General features: G+C 34.0%; 14 protein-coding genes and 1 pseudogene. 6 read left to right on the forward strand and 9 right to left on the reverse strand.

Going from position 1 to position 17,736, the window contains the following annotated elements; genetic code table 11:
* Positions 1-1,337: 1,337 nt before the first annotated feature.
* Together AMQ68_RS13260 and AMQ68_RS13265 are read right to left on the reverse strand one after the other, a co-directional pair.
* On the reverse strand, positions 1,338-1,751 hold the full coding sequence (locus AMQ68_RS13260) for a thiol-disulfide oxidoreductase DCC family protein (protein WP_054511126.1): 414 nt from the start codon (positions 1,749-1,751) through the stop codon (positions 1,338-1,340).
* A 10-nt stretch (positions 1,752-1,761) separates the two neighbouring features.
* Complete coding sequence (locus AMQ68_RS13265) at positions 1,762-2,223, reverse strand: heme-binding domain-containing protein (protein WP_054511127.1); 462 nt, start codon at positions 2,221-2,223, stop codon at positions 1,762-1,764.
* Between the two features lie 347 nt (positions 2,224-2,570).
* Here AMQ68_RS13265 and katG point away from each other — a divergent pair, with 347 nt between their 5' ends.
* From katG to AMQ68_RS13290, 5 genes are all read left to right on the forward strand, one after another.
* The gene (katG, locus tag AMQ68_RS13270; RefSeq protein ID WP_054511128.1) at positions 2,571-4,844 is read left to right on the forward strand and encodes a catalase/peroxidase HPI; all 2,274 of its coding nucleotides are present in this window, start codon (positions 2,571-2,573) and stop codon (positions 4,842-4,844) included.
* A gap of 259 nt (positions 4,845-5,103) precedes the next feature.
* Positions 5,104-5,502 carry a hypothetical protein gene (locus tag AMQ68_RS13275; protein WP_123905705.1) on the forward strand — a complete coding sequence of 133 codons (399 nt, stop codon included), beginning with the start codon at positions 5,104-5,106 and terminating at the stop codon, positions 5,500-5,502.
* Positions 5,503-5,558: 56 nt separating this feature from the next.
* A complete protein-coding gene (locus tag AMQ68_RS13280; protein ID WP_054511130.1) occupies positions 5,559-5,957 on the forward strand; it encodes a hypothetical protein in 399 nt (132 codons plus the stop codon).
* A 220-nt stretch (positions 5,958-6,177) separates the two neighbouring features.
* Positions 6,178-7,488 (forward strand): ribosome biogenesis GTPase Der, encoded by a 1,311-nt coding sequence (gene der / locus AMQ68_RS13285; protein ID WP_054511131.1) that lies wholly within the window; start codon positions 6,178-6,180, stop codon positions 7,486-7,488.
* A 10-nt stretch (positions 7,489-7,498) separates the two neighbouring features.
* Positions 7,499-8,140 (forward strand): 4'-phosphopantetheinyl transferase superfamily protein, encoded by a 642-nt coding sequence (locus AMQ68_RS13290; RefSeq protein WP_054511132.1) that lies wholly within the window; start codon positions 7,499-7,501, stop codon positions 8,138-8,140.
* A 5-nt stretch (positions 8,141-8,145) separates the two neighbouring features.
* Here the strand turns inward: AMQ68_RS13290 and AMQ68_RS13295 are convergent, their stop codons facing one another.
* The 3 genes and pseudogenes from AMQ68_RS13295 to AMQ68_RS25630 all read right to left on the reverse strand — a co-directional run.
* Positions 8,146-8,628, reverse strand: coding sequence for a GNAT family N-acetyltransferase (locus AMQ68_RS13295; RefSeq protein WP_054511133.1), 483 nt, complete (start codon positions 8,626-8,628; stop codon positions 8,146-8,148).
* A 15-nt stretch (positions 8,629-8,643) separates the two neighbouring features.
* A complete protein-coding gene (locus AMQ68_RS13300) occupies positions 8,644-11,577 on the reverse strand; it encodes a Pls/PosA family non-ribosomal peptide synthetase (RefSeq protein ID WP_369678653.1) in 2,934 nt (977 codons plus the stop codon).
* Positions 11,566-12,563: pseudogene (locus AMQ68_RS25630) on the reverse strand (AMP-binding protein); the annotation flags it as partial. The pseudogene AMQ68_RS25630 and the gene AMQ68_RS13300, both read right to left, overlap by 12 nt.
* A gap of 140 nt (positions 12,564-12,703) precedes the next feature.
* Here AMQ68_RS25630 and upp point away from each other — a divergent pair.
* Positions 12,704-13,354, forward strand: coding sequence for a uracil phosphoribosyltransferase (upp, locus tag AMQ68_RS13305; protein ID WP_054511134.1), 651 nt, complete (start codon positions 12,704-12,706; stop codon positions 13,352-13,354).
* Positions 13,355-13,576: 222 nt separating this feature from the next.
* Here upp and AMQ68_RS13310 read toward each other — a convergent pair whose 3' ends face one another.
* The 4 genes from AMQ68_RS13310 to AMQ68_RS13325 form a co-directional block, all read right to left on the reverse strand.
* Positions 13,577-14,221, reverse strand: coding sequence for a hypothetical protein (locus AMQ68_RS13310; protein WP_123905706.1), 645 nt, complete (start codon positions 14,219-14,221; stop codon positions 13,577-13,579).
* 302 nt (positions 14,222-14,523) lie between these two features.
* The gene (locus tag AMQ68_RS13315; protein WP_054511136.1) at positions 14,524-15,165 is read right to left on the reverse strand and encodes a hypothetical protein; all 642 of its coding nucleotides are present in this window, start codon (positions 15,163-15,165) and stop codon (positions 14,524-14,526) included.
* A gap of 25 nt (positions 15,166-15,190) precedes the next feature.
* Positions 15,191-15,859, reverse strand: coding sequence for a ComF family protein (locus tag AMQ68_RS13320; protein ID WP_241775132.1), 669 nt, complete (start codon positions 15,857-15,859; stop codon positions 15,191-15,193).
* A 277-nt stretch (positions 15,860-16,136) separates the two neighbouring features.
* Entirely contained in the window at positions 16,137-17,612 is a 1,476-nt protein-coding gene (locus AMQ68_RS13325) for a helix-turn-helix domain-containing protein (protein WP_082384084.1), read from the reverse strand.
* Between the last annotated feature and the right edge of the window lie 124 nt (positions 17,613-17,736).

Below are 17,736 nucleotides of genomic sequence, written 5' to 3' on the forward strand. Positions count from 1 at the left end.
TCTGACCTTGCGATAAAAAAGCATTTTGTTTATCCTTATTACCGAATCAATCTTATACTAAACTGTCAAAGCACAATAATTTTTCTCAAAAACAATAAGCAGACTCTTTGTCATCCTGTAAGGATCTAACCGATCTTTTTAGATCAAAATTCATTCATTAAAAAATCTGCTTCATCTGCTAAATCTGCGAGAGATTATTATCCTCAAACTTAAAGCTTCTGTCGAACGAAGTAATACAACCTCTTTTTATCATATTAAATGTAATCAGTAAAAGAACAAGCTTCATTATAGTCTCCTATTCATTTAGTTGTATTTTTTTTGTTTGTTGTGGAGTTAAGAGGTGTGAAAAATTAGATGTTGAAACATGGTTTCTCTGTTTGTTAATAACAAACCTGTTAGGTTTAGAGATAGGGTGGAAAGATTCGAGTCTGGATCCCTACGGGATGACAAACTGAAAGTTGATTTTGCGATAAAAAAAATGAAAATCAGAAGGAAACCCTAGCCCCGATGTTCTATGTTAGTCTGCAAATTATTCAGACTCAATTTTTAAAACTAAAAAATCAGATGGACTGGCTTGTGGTAAGTATTGCATTTGTTGTGGAATTAAGAGGTGTAAAAATGAGATGTTGAAACATGGTTTTTCTGGGTGTTATAACAAACCTAACAGGTTTTTAAAACCTGTTAGGTTTAGAGATTTATAGAGTGGAAGGATTCGAGTCTGGATCCCTACGGGATGACAAACTGAGAGTTGATTTTGCTATAAGAAATGAAAATCAGACAGAAACCCCTAGCCCCGATGTTCTATGTTAATATGCAATATTATTTAGACTCAATTTTTAAAACTAAAAAATCAGATGGATTGGCTTGTGATAAGTATTGTATTTTTTGTGGAGTTAAGAGGTGTAAAAAAATGAGATGTTGAAACATGGTTTTTCTGGGTGTTATAACAAACCTAACAGTTTTCAAAACCTGTTAGGTTTAGAGATTTATAGAGTGGAAGGATTCGAGTCTGGATCCCTACGGGATGACAAACTGAGAGTTGATTTTGCGATAAAAAAATGATAACCGGGCGGAAACCCTAGCCCTGATAGCAGCGGTTACCCCGCAACATGGAGCTGGATATGAGAAGGACTTAGCGTTGGAGCGCGTTGGCGTGAGGAGTATGAGCGGATAGCAGGAAATAGCTCCTGAAAAATAGAAAAAATTGAGTTAGTACTATTTGTTGAAATTTTAAATCAATCTCTTTAGATTCCAACAAACGAATTAAAAACTATTCTTTTCTTAAAAGAAGGATAGGATGCAAAGTTTTGTATTGATATATTGTAGAATTTTATATTCTACACCTCAATAAACTTTTTCCTTTGCTGTGGAGTAGGCAAATAACATTTTTGATTGGCCAACTTCATTCTATTTCTTGAGATCATATCATAAAAGATATCACTAAAAGAGGGAGGAAGTATTTTTCCAATACCGGAAAGAGTGTAAATTCCACCTAAGATGCTGGCAATTTGTAATACAGCTCTTGATTTGATCATGTAGTATTGGCTAGGTTTCCAGAGATATAAAGTGTTGAATACTTTTGCTTCAAGACCTCTTTCTGATAAAAATTTTTGCCCAAAATCTGATTGTAATGATGCAAACATAAATTGGTCTTTTTTATCTCTTTCCAGAATCCATTGTACCCAAAAATTACAGACGCCACACTCTCCATCAAAAAATACGATATACTTATGTTGCCAATCTTCTTGCATAATTTTATTTTTAAAATACCATTGATCTTTCGGTTTCTTCTTTTACTTTTTTAAAGTATTTCACTAATTCCTGCCTTTGTTCAGTAGTTAATTTGGCATCTTGATGTCCCAAGTAATAAGAATCTAAAGGCATTTCCTCTTTTGTTACCATATCAATGCATTCTTCCAGTTTATGAACCTGCCTTTTAGGTTCGTACATCGCAAAGGTAGAAAAATTAAGATGTTTCCTGCCTTCTGTGATATGATTTTTCACAAACCATGAAGACGGAGCAATATCTGAATACCAAGGATATTTTGATTCATTAGAATGGCAATCATAGCAGGAAGTACTTATTATTTTTGCAATTTCTGGTGACGTTTTCTTTATTTTTAGAAAGTCCATTCCGGGAGTTGGTGGAGGATTCGTTTTATCGATTGGGAAAAACTGAATGAGAATAAAGGCGACTAGAATAACAACTATTACTTTTTTCATATACTGCAATTTGGGTTTCTAAACAGATAAAGATATTAAATTTTTAAGGATAAAAAAATGTAAAAAATATTGAAATGAAGGCACTAAGTTGAATTATTCTAAATACGCTACTATGTTATTAGTTTTTATCTAAGGTAATGCCAAATTTTATTAACTTAATTGCATTATTATATGTTTTGATATCCCGACGACTAGAAATCAATAGTTTATAATTTATTATAGTTTTTAACTATTGTAAAAATATTTTTGATAGATTGTATTTATGAATTAAGCCTTGTAAGTTTGCAGAGTTGTTAAACAAACACAATAGGAAAACGTTAAAAACCAACATAAAAAATTAAGCGATAATGGAAAACGATTTAAATGACATCAGCAAATGCCCATTCCATAACGGAACAATGAAAAAAGAAAATGTTGCAGGAGGGGGAACTCATAATAAAGACTGGTGGCCAGATCAGTTAAGGGTTGACATTCTAAGACAACATTCTTCTTTGTCGAATCCTATGGAAGATGATTTTGATTATGCTGAAGCTTTTCAAAGTCTTGATCTTGAAAGTGTAAAAAAAGACCTTCATGCGTTAATGACAGATTCACAAGATTGGTGGCCTGCAGATTTTGGTCATTATGGGCCTTTGTTTATCCGTATGGCTTGGCACAGTGCCGGAACTTATCGTGTAGGTGACGGAAGAGGTGGAGCAGGAGCTGGGCAACAACGTTTTGCTCCCTTAAACAGTTGGCCGGATAATGTGAGTTTAGATAAAGCAAGAAGATTACTTTGGCCCATCAAACAAAAATATGGTAAGAAAATATCTTGGGCAGATCTTTTAATTCTTACAGGAAATATTGCCCTTGAATCAATGGGTTTCAAAACATTCGGATTTGCAGGAGGTCGTGAAGATGTCTGGGAGCCAGATCAGGATGTGTATTGGGGAACAGAAAAAACATGGCTAGGCGGAGATCTTCGTTATGCGCATGGTTCTCCAGGTGTGGAAGGTCATGGCGTGCTTCCTGCCGAAGATAATTCTGAGGTGAATCACTCCAGAAACCTTGAAAAACCTTTAGCAGCAGTACAAATGGGGCTTATTTATGTAAACCCTGAAGGACCGGATGGAAATCCTGATCCTATTGCAGCAGCAAAAGATATTCGTGATACGTTCGGAAGAATGGCGATGAATGATGAAGAAACGGTTGCCTTAATTGCAGGTGGACATACCTTTGGGAAGACTCACGGTGCAGGCCCGGCAGATCATGTTGGAAAAGAACCTGAAGCAGCAGGAATTGAAGCGCAGGGATTTGGATGGAACAGTTCTTATAAATCAGGGAAAGGACCGGATGCTATTTCCAGTGGATTAGAAGTAACATGGACTGAAAAGCCAACAGAATGGAGTAACCTTTTCTTTAAAAATCTATTTGAAAATGAATGGGAACTCACTAAAAGCCCTGCTGGAGCTCACCAATGGGTGGCGAAAAACGGCGAAAAAATTATTCCTGATGCTTTTGATCCGAATAAAAAACACAGAGCCACAATGCTTACAACAGATCTTTCACTAAGATTTGATCCTGTGTATGAAAAAATATCAAGACACTTTTTTGAAAATCCGGACGCTTTTGCAGATGCTTTCTCAAGAGCCTGGTTTAAATTGACTCACAGAGATATGGGACCAAAAGCCCGTTATTTAGGTCCTGATGTTCCGGCAGAAGAATTGATCTGGCAAGACCCGATTCCTGAAGTGAATCACGAATTGGTTAATGATTCTGATATTGAATTATTAAAAACTAAAATTTTAAATTCAGGATTACCTATTTCTGAATTAGTTTCAACAGCTTGGGCGTCAGCTTCAACTTTCAGAGGAAGTGATAAACGTGGCGGTGCGAATGGAGCGAGAATTCGCTTGGCTCCACAAAAAGATTGGGCAGTAAATAATCCGGCTCAGTTACAACGAGTTTTGGGTGTATTAGAAAATATTCAAACAGAATTTAATAATGCTCAAGGTGAAAATAAGAAGATTTCATTAGCAGATATAATTGTATTGGCAGGAAGTGCAGCGGTTGAAAAAGCAGCAAGAGATGCCGGACAAAATATTAATGTTCCTTTTGCTCCAGGTCGTATGGATGCTTCGCAAGCGCAGACAGATGTTGAATCTATGGAATATTTGGAACCTGCAGCAGACGGTTTCAGAAATTACTTGAAGAAAAAATATTCGGTTTCAACTGAATCTTTATTAATTGATAAAGCGCAACTATTGACGCTTACTCCTCCTGAATTGACGGTGTTGATTGGTGGAATGCGAGCTCTGGATACGAATTTTGATGGTTCCAAAAATGGGATATTCACGCAGCGTCCAGGAGTTTTGACCAATGATTTTTTTGTTAATCTTTTGGATATGAAAACCCAATGGAAAGGCATTTCGGAAGATAATGAATTGTATATGGGAACAGATCGATCAACGGGGCAACCAAAATGGACGGCTTCCCGAGCAGATTTGGTCTTCGGTTCAAATTCTGAATTGAGAGCATTAGCGGAAGTATACGCAAGTTCTGATGCTCAGGAAAAATTTGTAAAAGATTTTGTAGCATCGTGGACTAAAGTAATGAACTTAGATAGATTTGATTTAATCTAATTTTTATATTGATCTAATTTTTGAAGACAGTCGTTTCGGCTGTCTTTTTTTATGCATCCATTTTAGATGAATGTTAATTTTTATATTCCTATTAAATTTGATTGGTTTTATGCAGACTCGTATTTCTGTAGTTGTAATTTTTACAATAACCAAAAGATGATTAAAAATAATAATCATTTTATTTGATAATACATTTTTTTTGATTGAATATCAGAACTTTCAGGTTTTTGATTTTTTTATCTTTCAAGAAAAATCACAAATGAACACAAAAAAGTACATTCCTATATTATTAGTCATATTTTTATCTATTTGCTCATGCAATCAAAAAATAACAACATCTAATCAATCAACCATAAAGAATGCGTTCCCAATAAGCAGTAAAAATTTGATTGGGAAAGAATTCGTACGGGAGAGAAAATTAAATGAAAAAGTGGATGAAAATCCTGAACTTTCAGGTCCGGGAAGTATTAGTTTTAGGACTCAAAATGAAGCCTCTTATTTTGCACCGGGAAGCGATATGGGAATTGGAGTTACCTATAAAATAATGGGAAATAAAATTATTTTAGATATCCAACTTTATAATGAAAAGAAAGAGTTTACAGCACTTGATGAAAAGAGACTGAAAGATGCAGAAGGTAATATTTATAAAGCAAACTAAATCTATAGTCTTCTATTAAATACATTGATGAAATTTCGAATAAAAAAACACCACAAATGAATACAAACAAGTATACTCCTATATTATTGGCAGCATTTTTAGTAGCAAATGCATGCACCTCAAAAATCAAAGAATCTAACCCATCCACAACAAAAGAAGTGGTCTCCACCAAAAGCAAAAAATTAACTGGAAAAAGATTTGTAAGAGATCGGAATTTAGATGAGAAAGTGAATGAAAATCCTGAACTTTCAAATCCGGGTAGTATTAATTTTAAAACTGAAAGTGAAGCCTCTTATTTTGCTCCCGGTAGTGATATGGGAATTAGTGGAACCTATCAAATTATTGGTGATAAAATTATTTTAGAGAGTAAGTTTTACAGTAAAAAGAATGTATTTACACTCATTGATGAAAACACACTAAAAGACGAAAGCGGTCGTATCTATAAAGCAAAATAATTATTATATTTTCATTCTGTTGTATCCTTGAAACTTAGTGTTCGAATAGAAATTTGTTACGTTTAATAAGCAAAGTCATTGTAAAGTTTTAGGATTTCAAAAATATCAAATTCGTAATTTGAAAGATTTTTATTGCTTAAATAATAAAAGCCTATCTTTGCAAAAAATTGAGCTCCAAAAGTTGGAGTAACTCATTAATAATTACTTATTAAACATTTTTATGTCAAATATTGTTGCTATCGTTGGGCGTCCCAATGTAGGGAAATCCACGTTATTTAACCGTTTACTGGAAAGGAGAGAAGCTATTGTAGATTCTACTGCCGGGGTTACAAGAGACCGTCATCACGGAAAATCAGACTGGAATGGTGTAGACTTCACTGTTATTGATACAGGAGGTTATGATGTGAATAACGATGATGTTTTCCAGGAGGAAATTTCAAAACAAGTTCAGTTAGCAATCGATGAAGCTACTTCTATCATCTTTATGATGAATGTAGAAGAAGGTCTTACAGAGACAGACTACGAAATCCACGAACTTTTAAGAAGATCAAAAAAACCTGTTTATATTGTTATCAATAAAGTAGATTCTGCTAAAGAAGAAATCTTAGCAACTGAATTCTACCAATTAGGAATTGAAAAATATTATACTTTATCTTCTGCTACAGGTTCTGGAACAGGAGAAGTTCTGGATGATATCGTTAGAGATTTCCCAACTACAGACTATAAAGATCCATTTGAAGGTTTACCTAAAATTACGATTGCGGGTCGTCCAAACGTAGGGAAATCTACCTTAACAAATGCTTTATTGGATGTTGAGAGAAACATCGTAACAGATGTTGCAGGAACAACAAGAGACAGTATTCAGACGCTTTACAATAAATTCGGACACGAGTTTGTATTGGTAGATACTGCAGGAATGAGAAGAAAGTCTAAAGTAAATGAAGATTTAGAATTCTATTCTGTAATGAGATCTATTCGTTCTATTGAGTATTCTGACGTGGTAATTATCATGGTAGATGCTACGCTAGGATGGGAATCTCAGGATATGAATATTTTCGGTTTAGCACAGAAAAACAGAAAAGGTATTGTAATTGTAGTAAACAAGTGGGACCTTATTGAAGATAAGAAAACCAATACAGTACGTGATTTTGAAGAATCAATTAAAAATAAAATTGGTCAGTTCAGCGATATTCCAATTCTTTTTGTTTCAGCGTTAACGAAACAAAGAATTCTGAAAGCAGTTGAAATGGCAATGGTAGTGTATGAAGATCGTAAGAAGAAGATCAAGACTTCAAAATTAAATGAAATCATGCTTCCCATCTTTGAACGTACACCTCCACCGGCAAATAAAGGAAAGTTCATTAAAATCAAATATTGTGTGCAGCTTCCAACGCCGTCTCCACAATTTGTATTCTTCTGTAACTTGCCACAGTATGTAAAAGAACCGTACAAGAGATTTACTGAAAACCAATTGAGAAAGGAATTCGGATTTACCGGAGTTCCAATCGAGATCTATTTCAGACAAAAATAAAGAAATAAGGATGGAAGTTTGGGTAGCTTACAGTTTCCTGAATAAGAATAATTCTGAAAGAGTAGAAGAGTTATTTGATCAACTTCCTGTTTCCATTAAGCAGTCTGTAGAAAGATATCAAAATCCGAACGACAGGTTGGCTAGGAAAATTTCAAAATTATTATTAGAAACTCTGATAAGGAAAAGGAATCCTTATCAGAGTTTTTTTTGGGATTTATATCAAAAAGATGATTTTTCAAAACCTTATATTAAAGGCTCTACATTTGATTTTAGCGGATCTCACAGTGAAAACTTAGTTATATCCTGTCTTTCCCCAAAAGGAAAATGTGGAATTGATACGGAGTTTATTCAGCCTTTGGATATTGATATTTACAATGATTTTTTACATTCTGAAGAAAGGAAATTCATTAAATCTCATCAAAACCCTAAAGCTGCTTTTTATGAAGTATGGGTAAAAAAAGAAGCCTCGTTAAAGGCTTCAGGTTTTGGTATTTCAAAAGAATTGGGAGAGATTGATGCTCATCAAGAAAAGGTAATCATTGAGGGTGATATCTACTTTACAAAGCCTCTGTCTTTATCTCCTGATTATATCACTTATATTGCTTCTGATTTCAGAATGACGAATTTACATACAGAAGAAATTATTTTCTGATTTTTTTACAACCATTTTTCATACAATAATCTTACAGGTTGGTAGCCTTGATTTCCAAGCCACTTTTGCATTGTATTATTATTGCATAAAGTATAGCGATAAATTTTTCGGATATTATAGTCTTTATAAGTCTCTTCAAAAGCTTTGTTAAGAGCAGAATAAATTCCATGTTTTCTGAATTCCTTTTTTACATACCCTTCTGAAACATACAAATCATCAGCGTCCCCAAGCTCAAAATTGCTGTCATCTTTTTCGTCGATGTATCCAAATATAAATCCGATTGCTTTGCCATCAATTTCAGCAATAAGAAAGGTGCCGTCATTTTCTTCTTCACATTCAGACATAAAACGGAGATAGTTTTCACGAATTAAATTCCAATCAGCCGTTTTATCATTCATGCTTTTTTCTGAAACATGAAGTTCGCCCACTAGCTCATCTGCGATGGCTCTATTTTCAGCGATTTTTATTTTTTTAATGGTATAATCCATGTCTGTTTTTTTAGATTATTTCCCTCTTAACGGGCTTCCGTGCCATGAGGTGTTATCAGAAAGTGCCTCTCCTTTCATTACTAGGGAAAGAGCATCAATGTGTACATTATTCCCAATTTCGGTATCGTATAAAATAATAGTTCTTGAGTGAATTGTCGTTTGGCTTCCTATTTTCACCCCGCCTACTTTCATAATTCTGTCTTCGAAAAGGTGGGTCTGAGGGCCACAGTCTTCGTTTAACATCGCTTCATCTCCGATGGATACCATATCATATTCTGTAATGTCAGTGGTGTTAAGCCATACTCTCTTTCCTATTTTTACCCCTAAAAATCTCATGAAGAAAGGCAGCCACATTGTACCGCGTAAGAAATCTAAAAAGAAAATAACCGGCAGCGCTTCATAAATTGTGGTAATTCCTTCACTGAGCCATACTTTAAGGCTGTACATTGGCATTTCGGTCTTTTTATACTTTCCAACCAATATCCATTTTAATAAAACGGTAAGAAAGAAGGATGGTAGTGCCACAATCCCTAAATAATAAAATGGAGCAAATACCAAAAGATACAGGATTTTTCCTTCCAGATAATTACTGGTATAAGCAATGAACAAAACACTGCAGATAATGATAATTGTTTGTGGAAGAATGATTCTTATTCCCTCTACAATAGCTCTTGCAAGCTGAAGTCGGACAGGAGGATTGTAAGTAAGGCTATCTTTGAAAGAATCTGATTTTTGTCTTGAAGGCAAACCAATAGGAGGAGATCCAAACCAGTCTTTTTCAGATGAATTTTCAAGTTGCTCTTCTGTTGGTGCTTTGCTTAAAACTCCGATCAACATATTATCTCCAAGTTCATATCCTTGTGGAATCAGGCCGCTGTTTCCTACAAAACTGTTGTTTCCTATTTTTGTTTTTGCTAAAATTAATTTTTGATTTCTTATATCATGTTCTCCAAGAATTACGGCATCAGCAATAAATGAACCTTCACCAATTTCCAATAAATTATGAGAAACGTCGCTGGCTGTTGATATTTCTGAATTTTTCCCAACCTTAGCGCCCATCATTCTGTAAAATTTACTGATATAAATTGATGCAAAAAGTGGATGAACAATGGTTAATGATAAATTAAATATTTGGTCTTTGATCCATTTTCTATAATATATAAAGCTGTAAACAGGGTAGACTCCGGGTTTCATATTGCATTGCAGCAATCTTGTAATAATGCTTACCACCCCAATGAACAATAATATATACACCGTAGAAAGTATAGGAGCTTGCCATAGGTAATAAAAACTGTAATCAGATGAACGATCATCTAAATAATACAACGTATACAACGTTGGCGCTAGAGGTAAAACGATAAGAAGCGGAAAGAAAAATAATGAACACGCATACAAAAGAGAATATTTATTTCTTTTTTTAGCAGAAACTAATGTCGGAATTTCTACTTCTTCTGCACTTTTTGTTCTCAATTTTTCAGCAGGGCTCCCATCCCAAATCTCTCCAAAGCCAATGGTTTTTCCTTCATTCAGACAACTGAGATCCTGAAGTTCTCCAAACTCTTCAATCGTAGTTTCCCCACAAACAATAGCGGAAGACCCAAGATAAGCATGCGCTTTAATATGTACTTTTCGTATTTTTAAAATACCGTTTTCTACAGATGCATTATCAATACTACAGCCTGAACTTGTGGTTACATTCTCATCAATGGTTACCAGATCTTCAGCGGCAATTGGCAAAAGACTCAGTTGAGCACTGGGATGAACTTTTACCCCCAATAATCGTAAATATTTAGGATATAAAGGCGTTTCTACAATAAATTCAGAAGGCATTAGTCTCTTAATTGTTTTCCAAAGCCACCATCTGAAATAATACCATCCCCAAAGCGGATAGTCTCCTTCTTTTATTTTTCCGATAATAAGCCATTTGGTTAAAAGAATAATAATGGAATACACGGGAGGAATTAAAGTATACAAAAGAACAGCACTCAATAAGGCATAGGTCGTTCCATATCCGTTAATCTGGAAATAATAATAACTTAAATAAGGAAAAAATATCTGAATACTAAATAACGCAAATACAGCCATTAAAGACACGGTCTGAGCTGCATTACATGCATAATATTGAAAGGTTGAAACCCTTTGAAACGGTTCTTGTTTTATAGGTTCCTGTTCGTGTTTATTTTTAAGACATTCGGCATAGGCTGACAGCGGACGGTTTTCATAAATATCTTTTAATGATGCATAAGGAATCCCTGCTTTTTGTCTCAAATGTGAAACAAGAGTTGCGGCCAATAAAGAGTGTCCACCCAAATCAGTAAAAAAATCATGTTTCAGATTAATATCTTTTCCAGGAAATACCCATTGAAGAGTTTGGATCAGCTTATCTTCTACCGAGGCTTCAGTATCTATTTTAATATCCTCATTTTTTTCATGCTGGCTGAAACTTTCAGGAATAGGAAGTTTCTTTCTGTCGATTTTTCCGCTTGGCATCCTTGGCATCTCCTTCATTTGAACAATAGCGATAGGAACCATGTAGGGCGCAAGAAATTTTGCCAGTTCTTTTCGGGTTTCATTTTCGTCAAAAGAAGCGTCATTTTTTATAACAGCATATCCTACAAGTTGCCCTTGCCCATTAGAATCTTCTTTTACACAAACAGCAGCGGAAGAAATATTCTGAAGCTGGTTGAGTCTGGATTCTATTTCACCAAGCTCAATTCGGTAGCCACGAAGTTTTATTTGATCATCAATTCTTCCCTGAAAGTCTATAAATCCATTTTCTCTTATCACTACGGCATCGCCTGTTTTATAAATCGTGTCTCCGGGAAGATCAGAAAAAGGATTAGGCAGAAATTTTTGTTCTGTAAGCTCAGGAAGATTAAAATATCCTTTGCTTACGCCGGGTCCTGATATAATCATTTCTCCACGTTCACCTCTTGGAACGATATTCATATTTTCATCTATCACGGCAAGATGATAGTTCGGTAATGGTCCTCCGATAGTCAGTTCTTCTGTACTATTCAGAATAATCATGTTTGAAGAAACGGTGGTTTCTGTAGGTCCATAACTATTAATGAATGTTCGGTAAGGTTTTGCCCATTTTTCCTGTACCTGCTTGGTGCAGGCTTCCCCCCTGTATTGATAAGTCGTATAGAAGGAACTTCATCAATAATAGCCAGAATACTGGGAACAGCATGGAGAACGGTGATCTTGTTTTTAGTTAGAACCTCACTTAATTCATCTATTGCTTTTACCGTTGTAGCATCGGCGATCCAGATGGTAGCGCCTGAAAAAAGACTGATCCATACTTCCTCACACCACATGTCAAAAGAAACCGAAAATCCTTGATAAATGATGTCTGTATCTTTTATTCCTATAAAATCTTCTTCGGATCTGATTAGGTGGCAGATATTGCGATGGGAGATTGGGATTCCTTTTGGGTTTCCGGTACTTCCTGAAGTAAATAAAACGTAGGCCCAGTTATCGGGTGTATTTTCAATAGAAAGCGCTGGAATGATATCTTTTGGCTGTTGTGCTATTGATAGAGGTGTACAGTGGATATGAGCATCAGTATCTGAAAAATACGTTTTTACCTGAATGTCTGTGAACACCTGTTTAATACGGTCTTCAGGCATTTCTCTATCCAAAGGAACATAGGATGCTCCTGCTTTTATTATTCCCAATATAGCGACAGGAAGTTCCATACTTCTGGGGTACCATACTCCAACACTGTCACCCGGTTTTACCCCTTCGCTTTGTAATTGTAAGGCAATAGCATTGCTCCAGCTGTCTAATTCTTCATAAGACAGTTTTTTATCTCCAAAAATAAAGGCCGTTTTATCTTTATATCTTTCAAAAATAGGGGTTAAAAGTTGAGGGAGGGTTTCGTCTTTTATAAATTCAGGGGATATTTTCCCTAAAATAAGGCTTTTCATCATGGTTGAAGTATTTTGTCTATGGTATTACTTGGAAACTTCCATAAATATAATCCATTTCTCTTTAGTTTCAAACTCTAAATTTGTAATTTTGTGGAGAATTTATAGTACTTATTCTCCTTAAAATAAAATTAAAATATTACATGCTTACTGTTTTATCACAAAATTTTTCCTTAGTTAACCAATGGATCAACGAATTACGAAATGTAGAAATTCAACACGATCGAATGAGATTCCGTCGAAATATGGAGCGTATCGGAGAAATTGCTGCTTTTGAAATCAGTAAAGGTCTTGAAACAAGAGAAGTTGAAATTCAAACTCCTTTAGATACCATTAAGGTTACAGAAATTGCTGTTCAGCCTGTTATCACTACGATTTTGAGAGCTGGAGTTCCTTTGTTTGAAGGGATATTGAACTACCTAGATGGTGCAGACTGCGGATTTGTTGCTGCCTACAGAAAACACGATGCCAATGACTATTTTTCTATCAAACAGGATTATTTAACGTGTCCGAGTATTGAAGGAAGACCATTGATCGTTGGAGATCCTATGTTGGCAACAGGAGCATCTCTAATAGAAGCAATCAAAGATTTGTTAACCAACGGAACGCCTTCTCAATTGCATATTGTTGCGGCAATTGCTTCGAGGCAAGGGGTTGAAACCATTCAGAATGCTTATCCCGATGCAAAAATTTGGGTAGGAGCTATTGATGAAAACCTGACTTCAAAAGGATACATTACTCCGGGATTGGGAGATGCAGGAGATCTAAGCTACGGAGAGAAACTTCAAAGATAAATGATAATAGAGATTCCGGAAATCTTTTATTACATAATATATGGGGTCGTACTTTATTAGAAGATAAGGAGTACGGCCATTTTTTTGTTGAAATTTTATAACCAACGATTAATTAATGAGAATATTTTCTCAGTATCGGTAAAATAAAAATGCACAGCTATTAATAGTTGCTGTGCAAGTGATGAATAAAAACTTCTAAAGATAGAGGTGTTTATATTTGTCTTAAAAATTATTATATAAAGCAACTGCCTGAAAACTGGTTCCCGGCATATTTCCTCCCTGTGTACATGCAGCATTATTAAAACACATCCCTTCCAGAGCTATTGAATGTTGTCCTGCAGCCAGTTCGATAGTAAAAGAACCGGTATTGTAAAAAATTCCATAAAGATTTGTCCCGAGCAATGCTTTATTACTATAGGAATTACTGGATCTTACTGTTGTTGTACCATCTACTACCAAATGAGTTCTCAATATTCGGGCTCTTCCGTCTGTTGCAATGTTTGTTAAGGTAATAGGTACTGAAAAATTAATGATTACCAATGCTTTTTTTACCAGTGTTATAGACTGCGTAGATATTGTGGTAGATACAGAACTGCTATTATTGTTTGCAGTAGGTAAACTCGTAAGATTAAAAAGCGGTACATATTGTTGCGTTAAAGTGCTCTTGGGGATATAGTCTATATTTCCGTTAAGATCTGTTACTAATACCTGATCATAATTTTTATCTGTTGATTTATCGGTAAGTGTTCGTAATCTGGAGGTACCATTTACATCCAAGGTTCTTGTTGGAGTAGTTGTTTTTATACCCACCTGAGCGTTAACAATGATTGATAACAATATTAAAATATTATAAATTTTTTTCATCATTTTTTGTTTTAACTATAAATACCATTTTTCCTAGCTACGATCAAACATTCATACTTTATTATTTCGGTTATAAGGGGTGTATATGTTATTGGTAGCAGTGTGTTTCTTGTGGTAAAATTCCTTTACTAAAAGTATAGGTATTAATTTGTGCTTTTAAATAGGAATAACCGAGAGTAGTTATTTCATTGTTAAAAGAAATAGAATAATCCTAAATCCATCGCTAATCATGTAGTAGGATCTTTATATTTGTTATTTTAAAAAGAATAAAGAATAGTTATATGGTATTGATTTATAGTTTATTATTAGTAATTGTTGTATAAAGCAGTGGCTTGGAAGTTAGTTCCGGGTAGGTTTCCTCCTTGTGTACATGCAGCATTGTCCATGCAGAAACCTTCTAAAGAAATTGAATGTGTTCCTGCAGCAAGTTCAATAAAATAAGAACCGGTATTGTAAAAAAGTCCAAACAGATTTGTTCCGGTGCTTGTACTATTGGTATAAATATTACTTGATCTTACCGAAGTATTACCATCCACAAGCAAATGAGTTATTAGGATACGGGCTCTTCCGTCACTTGCAGTATTAGATAGGTTAATAGGTACTGAGAAATTGATTATTACCAATGCTTTCTTAGCAAGCGTTATAGATTGTGTAGATATGGTGGAGGCTGTTGTATTACTATTATTAAGTGTAGAGGGCAATGTTTTGAGATGGAATAGTTCCACATATTGCTGATTCAAACTGCTTTTAGGAACATATTCTACATTTCCACTGGCATCGGTTGTTAAGACCTGATCATAATTTTTATCGTTTGATTTATCAGTAAGAGTTCGTATTCGGGATGTACCGTTCACATCCAAAGTTCTGGTTGGGTCAGGGGTTTTTATCCCAACTTGAGCATTGGTTATGATTGCTACAAAGATTGAAATTGTGCAAAGTTTTTTCATCGTCAGTGTTGTTTAATTATACATTTTATTTATCCATAGCCATGACCAGTATGCTTATTTTATTATCACCTTTTGTGAGGATCTGCCATACTGCTGTGGCCATTGTGTTTCCTGTTGTAAAAACATCGTCTATCAAAAGGATATGTTTTCCTGAAATATTTTTATTGATAGAAAATAAATTTTCTGTTTTTAAACGATGTTTTTTATCTTGTAAAGCTTGTGCTTTAGAATAATGAACTTTGGTGATTATTTCATGGTCAAAAGGAATATTGTAAAATTCAGATAGCGTTTCAGCAAATAAATGCAACTGATTATATCCACGCTCTTTTTGTTTCTTTTTATGAAGAGGAATACTTACTATTAAGTCAGGCTTTCCATTTTTAAAATCTATACGTTCCGTTATCCAATGGGCGAGGATCTTTCCTGTTTTTTCTCTCCCTTTATATTTTAGTTCATGGATAATCTTTTGGCTCACACTTTTTTTTTCAAATTGTAATAATGCATACGCATTTTCTATAGGAAAAAGTGTTTTACATATTTCTTTAAGTGTATTCTCCTCAAAATAATCGAAATGTGTGAATTGAATTTTTTCAAAACATAGTGTGCAAGTAAGAAGATTAGCGTCAATAATCATATTACAATGTAAGCACCGATTTGGGAAAAAAAGATCAAGAAACATATGCTTTCTAATCATTAATATGAATTAAAGCTAGTAAAATCAATGTTAATTAAATGTTAAATATGGATTTATTTTTCGTTATTTGATATTTATTGCTGAATAATTTTACTTTTTTAATAAAAAATAAAGCAGTTTTGTTTTTATACTAGTTAAAAATTAATCATTTTTTATAATCGATTGTATTTTAACGTATTAAGCTTATTAAATTAATTTGAATATTAGTTATTGTGAAAATTAATAATTTCAAGTACGGAATTATAGTTTAAAATAAATAATACTGATTTACAGTGTTTTACAAAAGTTCCTTTCTTATCTTATCAACAGCATTTTTCATACTCAAATTAAAGTACTCTTTTTCCAGACGAATTGGCGGGGCTTGTCTCACTTCACAATCTGCGATGCTACAGGACTCACAAGTCACTCCAACATTGATGGTTTTTAAAGTAGGAGATTTAATAAAATTAATTTTTTTGATCGTCTGAGAATTCAATAAAATTCCAAGGCAATAACTTCTGTTGCTGCCGTCAGAAAAAGGATTTTTCTGCGAAGTTGAAATCACAAGATAGCTGATTCCCTGGTCTTTATAATGAGAGATTTGAGCATCAGTTAATGTTTCATTTTCTTTTAAATGAGCTAGGTTTTTCACGGCAATCCATCTTCTGCAATAATGCTCATTGGTGGCGTTGGCGTGTGGAGCTTGCTGATGATTAAGGTGTAGCTCTTTTAAAATCTGAATTTTATCTGAATTTTTCTTCTTGACTAAACATAAATAAAAGAGATCTTTAATTCCTAATTCGGAAGAGAGGACATTTGTTAGTCGATAATAAAATGTTTCCGGAGAATGAGTGAAATTTTCAATCAGGCTTTCGAAACTTTTAGGTTCCCAGGTATTTTGCAAGAAAAAATTAGACGTGTTTTCAATGATTTGTTCTTTTGAAATTAATAAAGCTCCTGCAAAATAAGATGCATAAAAATTATTCAGAATTTCTTCAAAACTTCCAAAATCCAACCATGAATAAGTATTCGGACGATTTTTTAATTCCAAAACATTGAAACCTATTTCTTTCGCCAGAATAAAAGTTTTCTGATCTTTTTCAAGTTTATTATTCAGCAACAGTAACTTTTTCTCAGGAATAAATAAAGAGCGAAGATTGTCTAAAGCGCCGTATGTTTCAAAATTGTTTGATTGAATGGTATAATTAAATTTTTCAATCAAAATATTTTCCAAGACTTCGGATTTTATATTTTTACTGATTTCCAACAGATTTTCCTCTGCAAAGCGGACTACTTTTTCTTCTATTTCAGGGAAATAATTGTCATACAACTCTTGAAAGGATCGTAAAACAGCAAAATAAAAACGTTCTTTTCCTAAATTATAATTCTGAGAAATTTCAATTAATGCATTAATAAAAGCGGTTACTTTTTTAGGCGCATCACTAATAATACTGATTAAATTATTCTTATTAATTCCAAAAAGTTCTAACGGAACCTCTTTAAAAAAATCTGATTGTAGGATTTCATTAAATGGTGCTAAACTTTTATCCAATTTCGTTGAAACAAGATCATCAAAGGTACAGTTCAAAGATTCTGAAAGTTGAATAATCTTATCGTGTTTCGGATATTTTTTACCGTTTTCAATTTCGTTTAAATAAGATTTAGATAAACCTGTTTTTACGGCAAGGTCCTGTAAAGACCAATTTTTCTTTTGTCTTTGTTGTTTCAGTTTTAATCCGAAAACCGTTTTGATAAAGTCGCTGTCAGAATTCATTACCCAAATATAAAAAATAGAAGCGATTATTCGCATAATAGTTTTTTAAAATATTTAGCGAACGTTCGCTAAATATTAAATATTTTTATTTATGTTTGTAATATCAAATCACAAAATCAATAGG

The organism is Chryseobacterium sp. ERMR1:04, from assembly GCF_001297705.1.
Taxonomy (GTDB): Bacteria; Bacteroidota; Bacteroidia; order Flavobacteriales; family Weeksellaceae; genus Chryseobacterium.